This is a genomic window from Herbaspirillum sp. NPDC087042, from assembly GCF_044745245.1.
GTDB lineage: Bacteria > Pseudomonadota > Gammaproteobacteria > Burkholderiales > Burkholderiaceae_D > Herbaspirillum.
This window is the reverse complement of record NZ_JBIUZW010000001.1, coordinates 153,613-171,319: the sequence shown is the minus strand read 5'-3', so window position 1 is coordinate 171,319 and position 17,707 is coordinate 153,613. Positions and strand designations below refer to the sequence as shown.

Below are 17,707 nucleotides of genomic sequence, written 5' to 3'. Positions count from 1 at the left end.
CCAAAGAGATCAGAAATTCAAGCTTGCCAGAGAATGCACCCAAGGGCGAATTCCTGCCAACCCGCCCTGTCAGGCTGCTCTCCTGTTTTGACTCCAGGCAATTTCTCTTATAATTCGCCAGCCATCCTGTATTGCATCGCAGATGGCCTGGAGATCACGCCACCGCGGCTTGTTGTGCTCCTGCCAAGATCAACGACTTGCATTTCATAAAGCCCCCCAGATGAGTTCCCAGATGATCTCCGACCGACTCGGTGCGATGAGCAGGATCGAAGCCCTGTTCATCGAGCATCATGGCTGGTTGCGCACGCGCCTGCGGCGTAGCGTGGGCGATGTCTTTGCGGCGGACGACGTGGCGTCGGAAACCTTTACACAGTTGCTCAGCGCGCCGCCCGCCCAGGAGGTACGTGAACCCCGCGCCTTGCTGACAACGATTTCGCGCCGCATCGTCTACGAACTGTGGCGTCGCCGCGATCTTGAAGAGGCCTGCCTGCAAGCGCTGGCCCATCGCTGTGCCGACGATCACGCCATTTCGCCCGAGGACCAGTTGCAGCTCCTGCAGGCCCTGCGGGCGATGGACCAGGCGCTGGCCGGATTGTCTTCCCGGGAATGCGCGGCCTTCCTGCTCTACAAGCTCGATGGCCTGACCTATCAGGATATCGGCCAGCAATTGCGCATCACTCCCAGCGTGGCCCGCCGCTACGTGGCCAAGGGCCTGCTGCATTGCTACAAGGCGGCCGGCTTTGCGCCGCTGAAGTAGTCCCCGCCCATGAGCAGCGAAGAAAAGATCGTCGAACAGGCCATCGAGTGGATGTTGCTGCTTGAGCAAGGCGATCTGAGCACGTCCGAACGTGCCCGCTTCGAACACTGGCAGGCAGCCGATCCGCGTCATGCCATGGCCTATGCCAACCTGGCGCAATCGGTACAGCAGTTCGATGTGCCGCGCCAGGTCGGTGCCGCGCCGGGCATCCTGCGCAACACACTGCAACAGAAGAGCAAGCGCCGCAAAACCCTCAAGCAGATTGCCGCACTGGCCGGCCTGGCGGTGAGTGCGGGGGTATTGCTGGATCGCGTCACGCCACTGGGCAGCCTGAGCGCCGACCTGCACACCGCCACCGGCCAGCGCCAGCGCACCACGCTGGCCGATGGCAGCGTACTGATCCTCAATGCCCGCAGCGCCATCGATCATCTGATTCGGCCCGATCTGCGCCAGGTGCGCCTGCTGGCGGGTGAGCTGCAAGTCCAGGTGGCCCAGCGCGGTGCACTGCCCTTTTCTGTCGAGACCGTCCACGGCAGCGCAAGCGCGACGGCCGGCATCCTCACGATGAGCCTGCAGACGATGCGCACCGATGTGGTGGCCGCCCAGGCAAGCGCCTTGATCCATACCCGCAACGGCACGCGCGGCGAACTGGCCGCGGGGCGCCACACCTGGTTCGATACCGACACCGTCGCCCCACCTCGTCCGAACGACGGCAGCGAAGGCGCCTGGGTGGATGGCTACTTCACCGCCTCCGATACCACACTGGCCGACGTCGTGGCTGCGCTGCGTCCCTATCGTAAAGGCCTCCTGCGGCTCGATCCGGCCGTGGCGCAATTGCGCATCAGCGGTGCCTTCCCGCTGGATGACACCGACCGCGCCCTGTCGGCGCTGGCCAGCGCCCTGCCCATCTCGGTCTCGCGACTCAGTCCGTACTGGGTCAGCATCAGTACCCGCAGCTGATCTACCCTTGTCCATGCAAGCGCAACGCCCCGCCTGTCTGCTGGCGCCGTGCCTGGCCAGCGCCATCATGGCGGCTGTGCTTACCGTCCCGGTCGAGGTGGTCGCCGCTGAACCTGCAGTAACACAGGCGCCGGCGGCCTTGTTCGATTTCCAGGTAGCGGCTGGCAGCCTGGAGACCAGCCTCGTCAGCATCGCGCGCATCGGCGGGGGCATCGTGCTGTTCGACCCGGTGGCGACGCAGGCGCTGCGCAGCGCGCCGGTACAGGGGCGTTTCACGCTCGAACAGGCGCTGCGGCTGGCGCTGGGCGATAGTCCGCTGGTGCTGGTCCGGCATCCCGATGGCTCCTTCGGCGTCGACCGGCCTGCCGCGCCAGCGCCGCAGGAAAGCGCACTCCCCGAACGCTACAACCCGCCGCTGCCGCCGCTGCTGCGTACCAGCGAGAACCCGCCGCGCGACACCAGCCACGGCTATCTCGACAGCGGCTTCCTGGCCACGGACAGCCGCCTTGCCACCCGCAATGACGCGCCCTTGTCGGGCTTGCCGGTGTCGCTGCAGGAAATTACCAGCAGCGTCATCGAAAGCCAGCAAGCCCGCTCGGTGGTGGACAGCCTGCAGAACATCAGTACCGTGGCTTACGGGCGTGGCGACGGCGCCGACCAGGCCGGCACCCTGTATGTACGCGGTTTCGTGGCGCCCATCATGCGCAATGGCTGGGCCGACCTGGTCTCGTTGTCCAACGTGACCAATGGCCGGGTCGCCGGTTCGCGCGCAATTACCTCACTGGATGTGCCCACGGCCGCCATCGAACGCGTCGAGGTGCTGGGCGGCGCCGATTCCATCATTGTCGGCGGTCCGATGGAGCCTGGAGGATCGGTCAACATCGTCACCAAGCAGCCGGTGGCCGACAAGATCCGGGAGCTGACGCTGGAGATCGACAATCGCGGGCGCCGCCGCAGCGCACTTGACCTGGGAGGAAGCCTGTCAGCCGACCGCGCCTGGACGTATCGCACCATCGTCTCGGCGATCCACGACCAGCGCACCCTGGATGGCTACGACGGCGCACGCGAGTTCTACCTGGCCTCGTCCATCGGCTACAAGGACAGTAGCAGCGCGGTAGTGGCAGGCTTGAGCCACCAGGTCGCGCATACGCCGTTCGGTGGCTACCAGAGCGCCATGCTCAACGCCGACGGCCCCGGCCCCGATTTGCGCACCACGCCCTGGGGTCGGCCCGACGACCATAGCCTGGCCACCAAGACCGAGCTGTTCGCCACCTGGGAGCAACAGCTGGGCGATGGCTGGCGCCTCAATAGCAAGACCCGCTTCACGCGCCTGCGCTACACCTCGGCCGGCTATACCGATTGCACGCCGATCGACCTGGACGCCGGCACCGGCGTGTGTGTGGCCGACCAGTCCGTGCTCAATAGCGACAGCGTCAGCTTCGACAACAATCTCTCGCGCAGCGTCAGCATCGGCGAGTGGACCCATACCGTCATGGGCGGCGCCAGTTTCTCCCGCACCCGCCTACGCAGCTTCACCGACAGCGACAACATGAACCTCGTCGAGGTCCCGTGGCCGCCCTCCCCGGCCGTATTGCCACCCATCAGCGGCACGCCCAGCCTGGTCGACGACAACAACGCCATCTATACCACCAACGTCTACCTGCAGGACCAGATCCGCTGGCGGCGCTGGTACGTGCTGGCCAATATCGGCTATGAACGGGAACGCAACAATTTTTCCTACGACATCGACATGAACGGGGTGGTCCATGATACCTCCGCGCCACGTCCGCGTCCGGTCTACAACCTCGGCATTGCCTATCGCCTGAGCGATACGGCGACCCTCTATGCCAACACCTTCCGCAGCTTCACGCCCGGCCAGCTGTTGCTGGACTCCACCCTCAATGGCAGCAAGCCCGGTGTCAACACGGCACCGGCGACCACCGGCAAGTCGGCCGAAATCGGGGTCAAGCTGGAGTTGCTGGACAAGCGCGCCATCTTCACCGCGGCGCTGTACCGAGCCAGCCATACCAATGTGCTGCAGTTCGTCTTCCCCGACACCAGCTCGCCCTTCAACCGCTACATCCTGCTGCCCTCAGCCGTCAGCCGGGGCCTGGAACTGAGCCTGTCGGGCCGCATGGCACGCGGCTGGAACCTCATCGCCAGCTACAGCTACAACCTGTTCCACCCGGCCCCGAGCGACGATGAAGACAGCCGGCTGGCGCAGTTCCCGCATCACCGGGCCAGCCTGTGGAGCACCTACGACCTGCAGTCCGACGACTGGCGCGGCTGGGGCTTCGGGTTCGGCCTCACCATGCGCAGCGGCTACATGGCTTTCAACGACATCGATTCCCAGGTGCGCATCCCCGGCCAGACCCGCACCGACGCCAGCCTCTACTACCGCTCCGGCAACAGTCGCACGACCCTGGGCATCCGCAACCTGTTCGACCGCCGCCTCTTCAGCGACTTCGCCACCACCACCATCGGCGTGGAGCCGGCGCGCACGATCACCCTGACCCACATCGTCGAGTTCTGATCCTGCGAGATCCACGCCCGTGGCATGGCCTGTTGCGGCGGCGCTGAAAAAATAATTTGTAACAGACCGTCATTTCGGGCCGCTCATTGCACAAGCAAGACAAAGAGACTGATTTCTCTGTCTTCATCGCGCAAGGAGCCCCCTCATGACCATCGTCCATGCCCCCCATTTTCTCCATGTCCCCCGTTCCGCCGCCCCCTACTGGCTGCCGCTGGAGACCCAGGAACCCCTGCTGGCCTGCCTGAGCCTGGTGCTGCTGGCGCTGGCCGTCTACCTGGCGTGGCCGGGTCTGGCCCGCTGCTATCGCCAGCTGCGGGTTGGCACCAGCTGGTTCGTGCGCGCGCTACCGGCCGGCGTCGACCGTACGTTCAAGAGCCGGCGCGTGACCCTGCAGAGCGCCCCCGACCGGCCGCGTGCGCTGCTGTCGTGGCTGGCGCGGCAATGCAAGCTGCGCACGCGCAGCATGCTGTATCCACGGCAGACCCGCCACTGGCTGGCCTTCTGGAACCATAGCACCACCCATAGTGCGCTGGCGCTGGCCACGCCCCGCCTGCTACACAAGATCTACCGGCCCTACCAGTCCCTGCGACTGCGCCGGTCCGAGCGCATGGCCATCCTGATGTCCCACTACGACTTCGTCATCCGCCGTGGCCTGGCGCCGCTGGTGCTGCAGGCAGCCCGCCAGCCCATCCCCGTCGGACAATTCAACGGCAAGGCGGGTGACCTCTATGAAGTGCGCCTGGCCGCCATCGCCAGCCTGGAGCATGAGGGCGAACTGGCGCTGCACCTGTATCGCGGCGACCGGCTCCTGTTCTCGACCGCCTTCACCATCTGCCGCCAGCCGGGCAGCTGGGTGATCCGCATCGGCTGCCTGCAGGGCCCAGGCTGCGCCGACAGCCGGGAGCAGATCCGCCGCGCCACACGCGACATGTTCGGACTGCGGCCCAAGGCGCTGATGATCCGGCTGGTGCGCGCCATCGGCGCCGGTGTCGGCTGCGGCCGCGTGGTCCTGGTCAGCAACGGCAACCGGGTGGCCAACCGCCGTAGCAAACGCCAGCGGGTGCATGCGGACTATGACGCCTTCTGGCAGGAAATCGGCGCGGATCGGCGCAGCGATGGTGACTACGAGCTGCCCTGCATCGAACCGGAAGCCAGGCTCGACCTGCTGCCCTCGCGCAAGCGTGCCGAGGCTCGCCAGCGCCTGGCCCTCACGCGCGAGGCTACGCAGGAAGTCGGTCGCATGTTCTCGTGCGCAGGCCGCTGAGTCGCAAGGCGTACGTCGCAAGTAGCAAGGAGGCCCGATGGCAACATCTTCCGGTTCCAGCCCCGGCACAAACGGTCCGCTGGACGTGAGCAACCTGGTCAGCCAGCTGATCGAGGTGGAAAGCAAGTCGCGCCTGGCGCCGCTAGCCCGCAAGGCAGAAGCGCTCAATGCGCTGATCTCCGCCTATGGCGCGCTGCGCCTGGCGCTAGGCGCCTGCCAGATGGCATTGCAGGAATGGGACAGCCCCTGGCTCGATACGTACCAGACCGCCCTCGGCAACGATGCCGGTAGCGTGACCCGTGTTGCGAGTGGCTTCGTCCACGCCTTCAACACCCTGATCAAGACCATGGCCGAGTTGTCCCGCCCCGCGCCGTCGGCCCTGCGCGACAAGGCGGATGGGCAGGACCCGCTGGCCAGCGATGCCATGGTGCCAACCCTCATCGCGCAGTTGCGCGACAGCGTGCTGGCCGCAGCCGGCGGTCATGCCAACTGCTCGCTGGCGACCGTTGGCATCTGTTTCGGGAGGGACGACACGCTGGCCGTGGACGCCACTCGTCTGAATGCGGCCGCCGATGATAATCCCCAAGGACTGGCGGCATTCTTCTGTGCCCAGGACGGGTTGGTACCGCGCGCGCTGTCGCTGTTGAGCCGGCTGTTGCACGAAAACGGCCTCCTCGCTGGCAAGACCCGCGCACTGCAGATCAGCCTCAAGAGCGTCTCCGACCAGCAGGCCGCCACCCAGGAGCGGCTAGCCTGCCTGCGCGACAGCTACATCAGCCAGTTCAACCGCCTCAACATCACGCTGGAGAAGATGCAGGCGTCGCAAGACCAGCCCGGCCAGCAACGACGCCCTCTGCCTTAGAGACGCGGCAGCAGCCGCTCCACCAGTTGCCGGTGGTAGGGGTCGTCGGAATCGATATAGCGCGATGCCGAGGCCATGTTTTTCCACCCGACATATTCCATCAGGGAGCGCAGCTCCCAGCCATTGGCGCTGGCCCATGAGGCAAATCCACGGCGCAGCGAATGCGAACTATAGGCCTGGGCATCGGCCACGCCAGCCTGCTGCAGGATACGCCGCAACATCGGGATGACACTGCCTGGGCTCACCGGATCGGGACTGATGCGCCCCCAGCGATCGATACCCCGGATCACCGGCCCGCTGGACAGGCCACTGACGGCCAGCCAGTCCAGATAGGCCGCCACCGGACAAAGGCGCGACAGCGCCGGCGTCCGGTAGGTGCTGCCCTTGAGGCTGCGGTCGGTCTTGGTGCGCGGCAGATGGATGGTCATGCCCTCCCCGGCTACCGCCTCGATGCGGCCGATCTCCAGGCGGATCAGCTCGTCGCTGCGAAAACCGCGCCAGAACCCGATCAGCAACAGGCATTGATCGCGCGTATGGCGCAGCAGATCGGCATAGCGCTGCTGGACACGGGCCTGCTCCCGCTGCGCTTCAAGCCACTGGATGGCCTGCGCCAGCGCATCGAGCTGCAGCGGTTTGGCCTGCTTCTCCTGTGCCGGATGCAATTCCCTGATACCGCGCAGCACCTTGCGCACGATCGGCGCCTTGGTCGGATCGGGAAACCCTTGCTCCACATGCCATTGCCCCAATCCCGACAGGCGCTGCCGCAGGGTACTGTGCGCCAGCACGGTCGCGTGGTCGGCCAGGTAGCGGGCCACGCTGTCAGCCGTCGCCGGCAGGTAGCCGCCCCACTCCACTTCGAAATGCGTGACGGCTGCACGATAACTGCGCCGGGTGTTGTCGCGGGTGGCCGCGTGGATATAGGTGTCTATCGGATTCATGGACGGATCGGTTTCTGCAGTCCCCTGGCCAATCATTACAGCTGGAGAGGTGAATTCCGGGGATTCCAGTACGCTGACATGTGATAAGCATTGATTATCCCATACCAGATACATGTAATTCCACCACAATAATACATTACAATCATTATGTTATTACGTATTATGTAATACATTATCAAATACCCGACAAGCACGCCATGGCACGCACCGGCCTGTACAAATCAGAGATCAAGATTGCCCGCGACGCATTGCTGGCGCAGGGCAAGCACCCTTCCGTCGATGCCGTGCGCATCGCCCTGGGCAATACCGGCTCCAAGAGCACGATCCACAAATATCTGAAGGAACTGGAGCAGGAAGACGGCGGTATCGATGCAAGCAAGCCCTCCATCAGCGATGCCCTGCAAGACCTGGTGGCACGACTGGCCGCCGGACTTCAGCAGGAAGCCGATGCGCAGATCGAGGCCGCACAGACCCGTTACGATGCGGCGAGCGCTCAGCAGCGGGCCGACAAGGATGCGCTGCAGCAGGCCAACCAGATGCTGACCACCCAGCTGGAAGCCGTCCGCACCGAATTGCTGGCACAAACCGCGGCCCATGCGCGCCTAGCCACGCAACTGCAGGAGGAATCCACCCTGCGCCTGACACTGGACACCCAGCTGACCGCCCTCAAGGAGCGCCTGGCCGAGCATGAGCAGCATCGCGCCTCCCTGGAAGAGAAGCACCAGCATGCCCGTGAAGCACTGGAACACTATCGTGCGGCCACCAGGGACCAGCGTGACCAGGATGTCCGTCGGCACGAACAGCAAGTCCAGACCCTGCAGGCCGAGATACGGCAGCTGCGCCAGGACCTGATCATCCGCAACGAAGACATCACGCGCAGCAACCAGGAAGGCGTGCGCATGGTCACGGAGCTCTCGCATGCCCGTCAGGCACTGCTGGAAGAACAGACCAGGGGACGCGCGCAGGAGGATCAATTGGCCCAATTGCGCCAGGTCGAGAGCCAGAAGCAGCGGCTCGAACAGCAATTACGGGAACAGGCAACGGCCAGCGAACAGCTGGCCGCACGCCACGGTGCGCTGGAAGAAAACTGCAGGCGCATGGAAGCGCAATGGCATCAAAGCCAGCTGGCCCTGGCAGCGGCCGTGGCCAGGAGCGAAGCCCAGGAAACGCTGGCCGCGCAGCTCCGGGAGTTCTTGCACCACACCACTGCCCACCAGGAAGCACCGGCCGGCGAGCAAGGGATCCCTGACGGCACGCGTGGGGCCTCCGATTCGTGAGATGCTGTCGATCCCGGCGCCCATGCACCGGGCGAGTGGCTGCACTGGCAGCCCCGATACCCATTCCCAGGAGGAGACAAGAATGAAGAACCCGCTCGCCACCGCGCTCGCGTCGTTGCTGTTATCGGCATCACTGGCACAGGCCGCCGAACGGCTGCCCAGCATCCCGCCCGACCAATATACGCCCGAACAGAAAGAGGCCGCCGAGCAGTTCCTGGCGGCGCGCAAGGTTCCGGTGTTCGGCCCCTTCGAGCCGCTGATGCACAGTCCGCAAGTTATGAGCCAGGCGCGTGCGATGGGCGACTACCTGCGCTACAACTCCGCCCTCGGCAATACCCTGAGCGAACTGGTGATCCTCATCACCGCTCGGGAGTGGACGCAGGACTACGAGTGGTACGTCCACTATCCGATTGCCATCAAGGCCGGCATCAAGCCCGACATCGCCAGCGCCATCGCCGATGGCCGCCGCCCCGTGGGCATGAGCGAGGACGAGGAAATCGTCTATGACTTCTCCATCGAACTGCACCGCAACAAGCGGGTATCGGACCGCAGCTTCGAACGCGCCGAGAAACGCTTCGGCAAGAAAGGCGTGGTAGACCTGACCGGCATCAACGCCTACTACACCCTGCTGGCCATGCAGATGAATGCCGCCCAATACCAGGCACCCAAGGACAGCAAGCGCCTGGTGCGCTTCCCCGAGTAGCCTGGGCCAGTCTGGCGCAAGCGGGTCCATCGGCGCAGCGCAGCGGCTTGCTGCGCCGACAGCACCTGCCAGGTCCAGCAACCCGACTTCCAGCGGCCTTTGTCGTCGCGGCGAAACGGTGCCACATCCTGCCTTTACTGATTGCAAAGGCGATGTGCGGCCTGAACCTCCATTGACCACGCACGTCGATGCATTGAAGGCTTCAGACCAGCAGCCATATATATGCAATATTTTGCCAATATTGTCATTCCGATAATCGAATAAACTCTCACACGTGCGAGGGGATCTACAAGGCGGTCCCGCCAACATCAAAAGAAAATCTCCGAGGCCCCCATGAGGAAGGCGTTGTTCAGCTATCGCGACGAACTGGTCAGGATCGAACTGAAATGTCCTATCGGACAGGGATGGACCTGGGACCTCTACATCAATGGCGAACTCCGGTTCTGCGGCCAGGATGCGCCGTTTGCCTTCGCCGAGGAAGCCATGGCCGCCGCCCGGCAAACCAGCCGCCACATGATCGACCTGCAGTACGCTTCCTGAACCGGATTGGCCATACGCCCCGGGTCCCCCGGGTCATCCTCATGACCATCCGGCCGCCACAACTTCTCCTGCATTGACGCCTTACCAGCACTGGTTTGCACTTCTGCATCAATTAATATATATTTTCATATATTATTATTTTGTAGTTTGTCTGCTGCCATGAGCCCGCTTTCTGCCTCACTGTCGCCCGAACTGATGCGCCAGGCCGCCGGCCAGGCGGTGACGGCGCTCAAGCTGCTGGCCAATGAAGATCGCCTGTTGTTGCTGTGCCATCTGTCACAGCAGGAATCCAGCGTCAGCGAACTGGAACAGGCCCTGGACATCCGCCAGCCGACCCTGTCGCAGCAACTCGCCGTATTGCGCAGTGAAGGCGTGGTCAGCACCCGCCGCGAAGGCAAGCGCATCTACTACCAGGTTGCCGATGCCAGGCTGCTGGAGATGCTGACGTTGATGTATCACTTGTACTGCCCCAAGGAGTGAAGCCCATGCAGATTGACTGGAATACCTTCAGCCCCGGCGCATCGCTGGCCGGTGGCGCCCTGATCGGACTGGCCGCGGCCCTGCTGGTGCTGCTCAATGGCCGCATCGCCGGTATCAGCGGCATCCTGGCGGGCTTGCTGGAGCCGCGTCCGCGCGAGACCGGCTGGCGCCTGATGTTCTTGCTGGGCCTGCTGCTGGCGCCAGCGCTGTATATCGCCTGCGCCACACTGCCGCCCATTCGCATCGAGGCCAGCCATGCGCAGATCGCACTGGCCGGACTGATCGTGGGCATTGGCACGCGTTATGGTGCCGGCTGTACCAGCGGACATGGCGTATGCGGCTTGTCGCGTTTTTCGCCGCGTTCAGCCGTTGCCACGGCCTGCTTCATGGCGACCGGCTTTGCCAGTGTCTACCTTCTACGCCATGTCCTGGGCGCCTGAACTTCACGGAGTACGCAGATGAAAAACCAATTGACTGCCTTGCTGGCCGGACTGGTATTCGGCCTGGGCCTGATCGTCTCCGGCATGGCCAACCCGGCCAAGGTACTGGCTTTCCTCGACCTGGCCGGTGCATGGGATCCCTCCCTGGCCCTGGTGATGGCGGGCGCCATCGCGGTCGGCGTGCCGGCGTTTGCCTATGCGCGACGCATGCCACGCACCTTGCTGGACCTGCCCATACAGCTCCCCACGAGCACGCGGATCGACCGTCGCTTGGTGCTGGGCAGCCTGCTCTTCGGCATCGGCTGGGGCATCGCCGGGATCTGCCCCGGCCCGGCACTGGTCCTGCTGGGCGCCGGAGAGCTCAAGGGGGCGCTCTTCGTCGTGGCCATGCTGGCCGGCATGCTGCTGTTCAACTGGCTGCAACGACCAGTGGTGCAATAAGCCCCGCCTGGCGTAAGCTCTTCATTCTGTCAAAGCATTAGGAATTGTCATGGAAAACCTGCACATTGAAGGTCACTTCGATCCCGTCACCAGCACCGTCAGCTATATCGTGCTGGACCGTGCCAGCGGCGCTTGCGCGCTGCTCGACAGCGTACTGGACTATGACCCCAAGTCCGGGCGCACCACGACCCGCAGCGCCGATCGTCTGATCGAGCGCGTCCAGGCCCTGGGCGCGCAGGTCCAGTGGATCCTGGAGACCCATGCCCATGCCGATCATCTCTCGGCGGCGCCTTACCTGAAGCAGAAGCTGGGTGGTCGCATCGCCATCGGTGAGCACATCCGCCAGGTGCAGCATGTGTTCGGGCGGCTGTTCAATGCCGGCACCGAGTTCGCCCATGATGGCAGCCAGTTCGATCATCTGTTCCGCGATGGCGACCGTTTCCGGATCGGCCAGATCGAGGCGCGAGTGATGCATACGCCCGGCCATACGCCTGCCTGTGTCACCTATGTGGTGGAAGAAGGCGAGCAGATCGCGGCCTTCGTCGGCGATACGCTGTTCATGCCCGACTATGGCACTGCACGCTGTGACTTCCCGGGCGGCAATGCGCGCACGCTGTTCCAGTCCATCCATGCCGTGCTGGCGTTGCCCGCCCATACGCAACTGTACATGTGCCACGACTACCAACCCAACGGTCGTGAGTTGCGTTTCATGACAACCGTGGCCGAGGAGCGCGCAGCCAATATCCATGTGCACGAGGGCATCAGCGAAGATGCCTTCGTGGCCATGCGCACCGCTCGCGACGCCACGCTGGACATGCCGGTCCTGCTGTTGCCCTCGGTGCAGGTCAACATGCGTGCCGGAGAATTGCCGGCAGCCGAAACCAACGGCGTGCGCTACCTGAAGATCCCCATCAACGCGGTCTGACCAAGGCGGGCGCCAGGCGGCGCCTTAATACGAATCGTCCTTGTTTTCGCTAATTAAGATGGTGTTTGCGCGGCACGGAAACTAGAATCGGCGCCATTCCAGATTGTGCTGAAACACCTGCCATGAGCAAATTCCATATCGAGCATCATAAGGTCGACGCCATCTCCTGGCTGCGCGCAGCCGTACTGGGCGCCAATGACGGCATCGTCTCCACTGCCAGCCTGCTGGTCGGGGTGGTGGCGGCCCATGCCAGCCACGACAGCATCCTCCTGACCGGCATCGCCGGACTGGTGGCAGGGGCCATGTCGATGGCCACGGGCGAATACGTCTCCGTGCACTCGCAAGCCGATAGCGAAAAGGCCGCGCTGAGCCAGGAAAAATACGAGCTGGCCAATGATCCCGTGGGCGAGCACCGCGAACTGATGGGCATCTACATGCGTCGAGGCCTGAACCAGGAGACCGCTCACCTGGTCGCCACGCAACTGATGGCCCACGATGCGCTGGACGCCCATGCGCGTGACGAACTGGGCATCTCGGAAACCACGGCCGCACGCCCGGTGCAGGCGGCGCTGGTGTCGGCGCTCAGCTTTGGCGTGGGTGCGGCCTTGCCGCTGGCAGTGGTACTGCTGGCACCTCCGGGTGTACTGCTGGAAGCCATCGTCATCACGGCCCTTCTCTCGCTGGCCGTGCTGGGAGCCGTGGCCGCCAGGACCGGTGGCGCCAATGTCTGGAAAGGCGCTGTCCGTGTGAGCCTGTGGAGCTCGATCGCCATGGCCAGTACGGCGGCCATTGGTTCGATCTTCGGCGCCGTGGTCTAACTGCCTGCCATCTGCGTCGCCCCTTGCGCTTCATCCAGATACGCCGGACGTGCATGCAGATCCATGCGGCGCCCGGCCTTCAGGATCTGGCTGGGGACCTCGTGGCCGATCAGTCCCGGCAAGCGGCCCGACGCCTGCAGCAGCGCCGACAGATCAACACCGGTGTCGTAGCCCATCAGCTGCAGCATATGCACCAGGTCCTCGGTACACACATTGCCGCTGGCACCGGGAGCGTAAGGGCATCCACCAAGCCCTCCCATGGAGGAGTCGAAGCGGTCTATGCCGGCCTCGATGGCCGCCAGCGCATTGGCTAGCGCCATCCCCCGGGTATTGTGGAAATGCAGGGTCAGCTGGACTTCCGGGAACAGCTTGCGCGCGTGATCGCTCAATTCCTGGACCTGGCTGGGGTAGGCCATGCCGGTGGTATCGCACAGCGTGAACCCATCGACGCCGAGCTCCATGAAACGTGCCATCCAGCGCAGCACATCTGCCTCATCAATTTCCCCCTCCATCGGACAACCGAAAACGGTCGACAGGGACACATTGATCGCCGTCTTGTGCCCACTCCCCTGCACTGCCGCGATGACATCGGTCAACTGCGCGAAGGATTGCTCTCTGCTCATGCGCAGATTGGCCCGATTGTGGGTCTCGCTAGTCGACATCACCAGGTTGACCTCATCGACGCCACACGACATCGCACGTTCGGCACCACGCACGTTAGGCACCAGGACGGTGTAGACCACACCCGGACGGCGCCGGATCTGATGCATTACCGCCTCGGCGTCCCGCAAGGCCGGAATTGCCCTGGGCGAAGTGAAAGACGTTGCTTCGATCTTGGCGAAGCCGCAGTCCGACAGGCTGTCGATGAGATCGACCTTGTCGCTGGTGTCGACGAATGTGGCTTCGTTCTGGAAACCATCACGCGTTGCCACTTCTTGAATATAGATACGTTTTCCGTGACCGGAGGTTGCGAATTTGGACATGCCTTGCTCCTGGGTTCAAATAATGTTGCGTGCCCGCCATTGGTCGCGCGTCGCATCCGCGATGCCGAGGGAAGACAGGATCTCGTCGGTGTGCTGTCCCAGGCGCGGCGCCGGCCTTTCCACGCTGCCGGGCGTCTTGCTCAATTTGGGAACAATGCCAGGGAGCTTGACCGGGGTGCCGTCGTCCAGTTCGGCGTCCAGCAGCATGTCGCGCGCCTGGTAGTGTGGATCCGCGGCGATATCAGCGATGTCGTAGATCTTGCCAGCCGGGATACGAGCCTGATTGAGCAGGTCCAGCACCTCGTCCAGACGATGCTTCCCGGTCCACTCCCGGATGGCATCGTCGATCCGCCCGACTTGCCTGACACGGCCGTCGTTGTGCGCCAATGCCGGGTCATCGCCAAGGTCATCACGACCAATGGCTGCCATCAGGCGTCGGAAAATGCTGTCACCGTTGCCGGCGATGAGCGCATATTTCCCATCGGCGCAGCAGTAGGCGTTACTCGGCGCGATACCCGGCAAGCTGCTGCCCGCCGGCTGCCGAACGGCATCGAAGACGGAGTGCTCGGGCAACAGGCTCTCCATCATGTTGAACACTGACTCGTAGAGCGCAACATCGATCATCTGGCCTTCGCCACCATGCTCGTCGCGTGCGCGCAAAGCCAGCAGCACGCCGATGACGCCGTGAAGCGCCGAGAGCGAATCACCGATGGAAACGCCTACCCGTACAGGCGTACGGCCCGGCTCGCCACTGAGGTGGCGCAAGCCTCCCATGGCCTCTCCGATGACGCCGAAACCGGGCCGATCACGGTACGGGCCGGTCTGGCCATATCCCGAAACGCGCAGCATCACCAGACGCGGATTGATCTTGTGAAGCGCATCCCAGTCCAGGCCCCATTGCTCCAGCATCCCTGGCTTGAAATTCTCGATGAGCACGTCCGTGCTCTCGACCAGCTTGCGGATGACATCTTGTGCCTCGGGCGTTTTCAGATCCAGGCTGAGTGAGCGCTTGTTGCGCGACTGGGCGGCCCACCAGACAGACGTACCATCATGCAGCAGTCGCCACTTGCGCAAGGGGTCACCCGTTCCGGGCGGCTCGACCTTGATGACGTCGGCACCAAATTCAGCCAGCATCTTCGCGGCGAACGGTCCGGCGATCAATTGCCCGAGTTCAAGCACACGAATACCTAGCAGGGGTTTGGACATGATCTCTCCAACATGGTGTGATTGATGCGTCCATGTTGGCTCAAGCTGCGCTTGCAGAAAATGTCGATTTTGTCCAAGACCCTTTCTGAACCGGAAAGGAAATCGGATGCGTGGGGAATGCCAGCTTACTGCCGCCCGGCGAGGAAATTGAACAACTTGATGGCCTCCGGCTGTACGGCCGTGGCTGAACGCCCTATCCAAAGAGTGCGATGTGCCCAGGCATCGATGAGCGTGATGGCATGAAGACGTGTACCAAGGATTTCAGGACGTACGGCCGCCCGAGGCAGCACCCCGATTCCCAGCCCCGCTTCGATCATCCGGCAAATGCCATCGAAGCTGCTGACCTGGATGCGGATCCGGAGCGTCTTCTCGGTGGCAGTGGCCGCGGTCACCATCCGCTTGAGCAGGGAACTCCCCTCATTGAGCGCCACGTACCCATACTCCAGGGTATCGGCAAACGCTATCTCCTTGAGTCCATCCAGCGGATGACCTCGTGGCACCAGAAGGACCAGGTCATCCGAGCGATACGGCTTCTTTTCTATACCCGGAGAAGGCACGTTATCGGCAAAGACACCCAGGTCCGCTCGTCCATGATTCAATGCCTCGATGATGGCAACGCTGAGTTTTTCCTCAAGACCGATATGTATCCCCGCATTTTCAGAAAGAAACTCGGCGATATCGTTTGGCAGAAATTGCACCACGGCTGAGGTGTTGACCCACATGCGGACATGGCCCCGGACGCCGACGGCGAAATCGCTCATCTCACCGGCCATCCGGTTCACTTGCTCGATGACGCGCTGCGCATGCTCCCTTAAACCAACCCCGGCGGGGGTCAGTTCAATCCCGCGTGGCAGGCGGACCAGGAGCTCGCAATCAATCGTCTTTTCCAGCTCGCCAATTCTCTTGCTGATTGCCGATAGCGTCATGTGGGCCCGTTCCGCCGCACGCGTCAGGCTGCCTGAATCCGCCACCAGAAGGAAGATGCGGAGCGTTTGCAGATCGAAATGGGCGGGGTTGATCATCGCATGACGGACTTACATTCGTTGGGCATTCGAAAATATCCGAAGTGCAAGAGAATTTCCAGATTCCCGCCCGCTTTTTTACGAACTCCCTACCCTTAAAGCAGAGGAAAAGCGCGGCAGGCTGAAGAACACTCAGGCTTTTGCTTCACCCGGCCCGGCGTCCAGCTCGCGGTGAAACATCTCCAGGTCCAGCACTTTCTCCCATTTCGCAACCACGATCGTCGCGATGCCATTGCCAATGACATTGACGATGGCGCCCCCTTCCGAAATGAAACGATAGACGCCCAGCACCAGAACCAGACCGGCCACCGGGAATCCCGGCACCGAACCCAGGGTCGCCGCCAATACGATGAATGCCCCGCCGCTGACGCTGGCTGCGCCTTTCGATGTCAGCAGCAGCACCAACAGGAGCGTCAGCTGCTGCCCCAGAGACAGATAGGTATCGGTCGCTTGCGCAATGAAGATGGCCAGGACGGTCATGTTCAGGCAGCTGCCGTCAAGATTGAAGGAGTAGCCTGCCGGCACCACCAGTCCGACGGTCGACTTGTCGCAGCCCAGGCGCTCCAGCTTGGCCATCAACCTGGGCAGCGCAGATTCCGACGACGAGGTCCCCAGCACCAGCAGCAGCTCGTCGCGGATGTAGCGCAAGAATTTCACCAGGCTGAATCCGGCCAGGCGGCAGGTGATATTCAAGATCACCAGGACGAAGAAGAACGCGGTCAGATAGTAAGTGGCAAGCAGATGGGCATAACTTGCCAGGGCACCGATGCCGTACTTGCCAATGGTGAAGGCAATTGCCCCGAAGGCGCCCAGCGGCGAGAGATACATCACCACGCGCACCATGTTGAAAAACGTCTGGGAAGCCACATCGATGACCTGAAGCATGGGCTTGCCACGTTCGCCCAGCATCTGCAATCCGACTGCGAAGATGATGGAAATGAACAGCACCTGCAGCAGTTCGCCATCGACAAAGGCACCGAATACCGTCTTCGGAATGATATGCGACAGGAAGCCAACCACGGTCTGTTCATGGGCGGCCTTGGTATAGCCGGCAATGGCCGAGACATCCAGCGTGGACGGGTCGATGTGCATCCCCGCACCAGGTTTCATCACATTGACCGCGATGATACCGATTGCCAGTGCGATCGTGGTCATCACTTCGAAATAGATGAGCGACTTCAGGCCGACGCGTCCGACCGTCTTCATGTCGCTCATGCTGGCGACCCCATGCACCACGGTGCAGAAAATCAGAGGCGCCACCATCAGCTTGATCAGCTTCAGGAAATTGTCTCCCAGCGGCTTCATCGCCTCACCCAGCGAAGGATGGAAATAACCCAGCGAAATGCCGATGATGACGGCAACAAGAACTTGCAGGTAAAGGTGCCGGTACCATTTTTTTGGCGTCGATTTCACCAGGTCTGCCGGCACGGCTGGCTGGGCAACTGTTGTCATAGAGGGGTCTCCTGTGGCGTTATTGTGTCAGGCACCCGCGCCATGGATGCCCTCGTTGAAATATCGATTGCCACAGCAAGCTGCATGACCGGCCAGGTTGGCTTCG

The 17,707-nt window shown here is 62.9% G+C and carries 18 protein-coding genes; 13 read left to right on the top strand and 5 right to left on the bottom strand.

What is annotated here, in order from left to right; all coding sequences use genetic code 11:
• Nucleotides 1-232: 232 nt before the first annotated feature.
• The 5 genes from ACIPHN_RS00780 to fliD all read left to right on the top strand — a co-directional run bounded on the left by ACIPHN_RS00780 (nt 233) and on the right by fliD (nt 6,376).
• Nucleotides 233-757, top strand: a complete 525-nt coding sequence (locus ACIPHN_RS00780; protein ID WP_400431336.1) for a sigma-70 family RNA polymerase sigma factor — start codon at nt 233-235, stop codon at nt 755-757.
• A gap of 9 nt (nt 758-766) precedes the next feature.
• Complete coding sequence (locus ACIPHN_RS00775) at nt 767-1,717, top strand: DUF4880 domain-containing protein (protein ID WP_400431334.1); 951 nt, start codon at nt 767-769, stop codon at nt 1,715-1,717.
• 13 nt (nt 1,718-1,730) lie between these two features.
• Nucleotides 1,731-4,250, top strand: a complete 2,520-nt coding sequence (locus ACIPHN_RS00770) for a TonB-dependent siderophore receptor (RefSeq protein ID WP_400431333.1) — start codon at nt 1,731-1,733, stop codon at nt 4,248-4,250.
• 145 nt (nt 4,251-4,395) lie between these two features.
• A complete protein-coding gene (locus ACIPHN_RS00765) occupies nt 4,396-5,514 on the top strand; it encodes a VirK/YbjX family protein (RefSeq protein ID WP_400431330.1) in 1,119 nt (372 codons plus the stop codon).
• A 37-nt stretch (nt 5,515-5,551) separates the two neighbouring features.
• Nucleotides 5,552-6,376, top strand: a complete 825-nt coding sequence (gene fliD, locus ACIPHN_RS00760; RefSeq protein WP_400431328.1) for a flagellar filament capping protein FliD — start codon at nt 5,552-5,554, stop codon at nt 6,374-6,376.
• Here the strand turns inward: fliD and ACIPHN_RS00755 are convergent.
• A complete protein-coding gene (locus ACIPHN_RS00755; protein WP_400431327.1) occupies nt 6,373-7,314 on the bottom strand; it encodes a site-specific integrase in 942 nt (313 codons plus the stop codon). The genes fliD and ACIPHN_RS00755 overlap by 4 nt on opposite strands.
• Nucleotides 7,315-7,511: 197 nt before the next feature.
• On the opposite strand from ACIPHN_RS00755, the gene ACIPHN_RS00750 reads away from it, so the two are divergent.
• From ACIPHN_RS00750 to ACIPHN_RS00715, 8 genes are all read left to right on the top strand, one after another.
• On the top strand, nt 7,512-8,591 hold the full coding sequence (locus tag ACIPHN_RS00750) for a DNA-binding protein (protein WP_400431325.1): 1,080 nt from the start codon (nt 7,512-7,514) through the stop codon (nt 8,589-8,591).
• 82 nt (nt 8,592-8,673) lie between these two features.
• Nucleotides 8,674-9,294, top strand: a complete 621-nt coding sequence (locus tag ACIPHN_RS00745) for a carboxymuconolactone decarboxylase family protein (protein ID WP_400431322.1) — start codon at nt 8,674-8,676, stop codon at nt 9,292-9,294.
• A gap of 333 nt (nt 9,295-9,627) precedes the next feature.
• Complete coding sequence (locus tag ACIPHN_RS00740) at nt 9,628-9,834, top strand: hypothetical protein (RefSeq protein ID WP_400431319.1); 207 nt, start codon at nt 9,628-9,630, stop codon at nt 9,832-9,834.
• 159 nt (nt 9,835-9,993) lie between these two features.
• Nucleotides 9,994-10,314, top strand: a complete 321-nt coding sequence (locus ACIPHN_RS00735; protein WP_400431316.1) for an ArsR/SmtB family transcription factor — start codon at nt 9,994-9,996, stop codon at nt 10,312-10,314.
• 5 nt (nt 10,315-10,319) lie between these two features.
• Nucleotides 10,320-10,754, top strand: coding sequence for a YeeE/YedE family protein (locus ACIPHN_RS00730; RefSeq protein WP_400431314.1), 435 nt, complete (start codon nt 10,320-10,322; stop codon nt 10,752-10,754).
• Between the two features lie 18 nt (nt 10,755-10,772).
• Nucleotides 10,773-11,195 carry a DUF6691 family protein gene (locus tag ACIPHN_RS00725; protein WP_400431311.1) on the top strand — a complete coding sequence of 141 codons (423 nt, stop codon included), beginning with the start codon at nt 10,773-10,775 and terminating at the stop codon, nt 11,193-11,195.
• A gap of 49 nt (nt 11,196-11,244) precedes the next feature.
• A complete protein-coding gene (locus ACIPHN_RS00720) occupies nt 11,245-12,120 on the top strand; it encodes an MBL fold metallo-hydrolase (RefSeq protein WP_400431309.1) in 876 nt (291 codons plus the stop codon).
• 122 nt (nt 12,121-12,242) lie between these two features.
• A complete protein-coding gene (locus tag ACIPHN_RS00715) occupies nt 12,243-12,938 on the top strand; it encodes a VIT family protein (RefSeq protein WP_400431307.1) in 696 nt (231 codons plus the stop codon).
• On the opposite strand, the gene ACIPHN_RS00710 is transcribed toward ACIPHN_RS00715, so the two are convergent.
• The 4 genes from ACIPHN_RS00710 to dctA all read right to left on the bottom strand — a co-directional run bounded on the left by ACIPHN_RS00710 (nt 12,935) and on the right by dctA (nt 17,601).
• The gene (locus ACIPHN_RS00710; RefSeq protein ID WP_400431305.1) at nt 12,935-13,921 is read right to left on the bottom strand and encodes a hydroxymethylglutaryl-CoA lyase; all 987 of its coding nucleotides are present in this window, start codon (nt 13,919-13,921) and stop codon (nt 12,935-12,937) included. The two genes, ACIPHN_RS00715 and ACIPHN_RS00710, sit on opposite strands and share 4 nt — an antisense overlap.
• Nucleotides 13,922-13,936: 15 nt before the next feature.
• The gene (locus tag ACIPHN_RS00705) at nt 13,937-15,127 is read right to left on the bottom strand and encodes a CaiB/BaiF CoA transferase family protein (protein ID WP_400431302.1); all 1,191 of its coding nucleotides are present in this window, start codon (nt 15,125-15,127) and stop codon (nt 13,937-13,939) included.
• Between the two features lie 125 nt (nt 15,128-15,252).
• Entirely contained in the window at nt 15,253-16,149 is an 897-nt protein-coding gene (locus ACIPHN_RS00700; RefSeq protein WP_400431299.1) for a LysR family transcriptional regulator, read from the bottom strand.
• 132 nt (nt 16,150-16,281) lie between these two features.
• Nucleotides 16,282-17,601, bottom strand: a complete 1,320-nt coding sequence (gene dctA, locus ACIPHN_RS00695) for a C4-dicarboxylate transporter DctA (RefSeq protein ID WP_400431296.1) — start codon at nt 17,599-17,601, stop codon at nt 16,282-16,284.
• Nucleotides 17,602-17,707 lie beyond the last annotated feature (106 nt).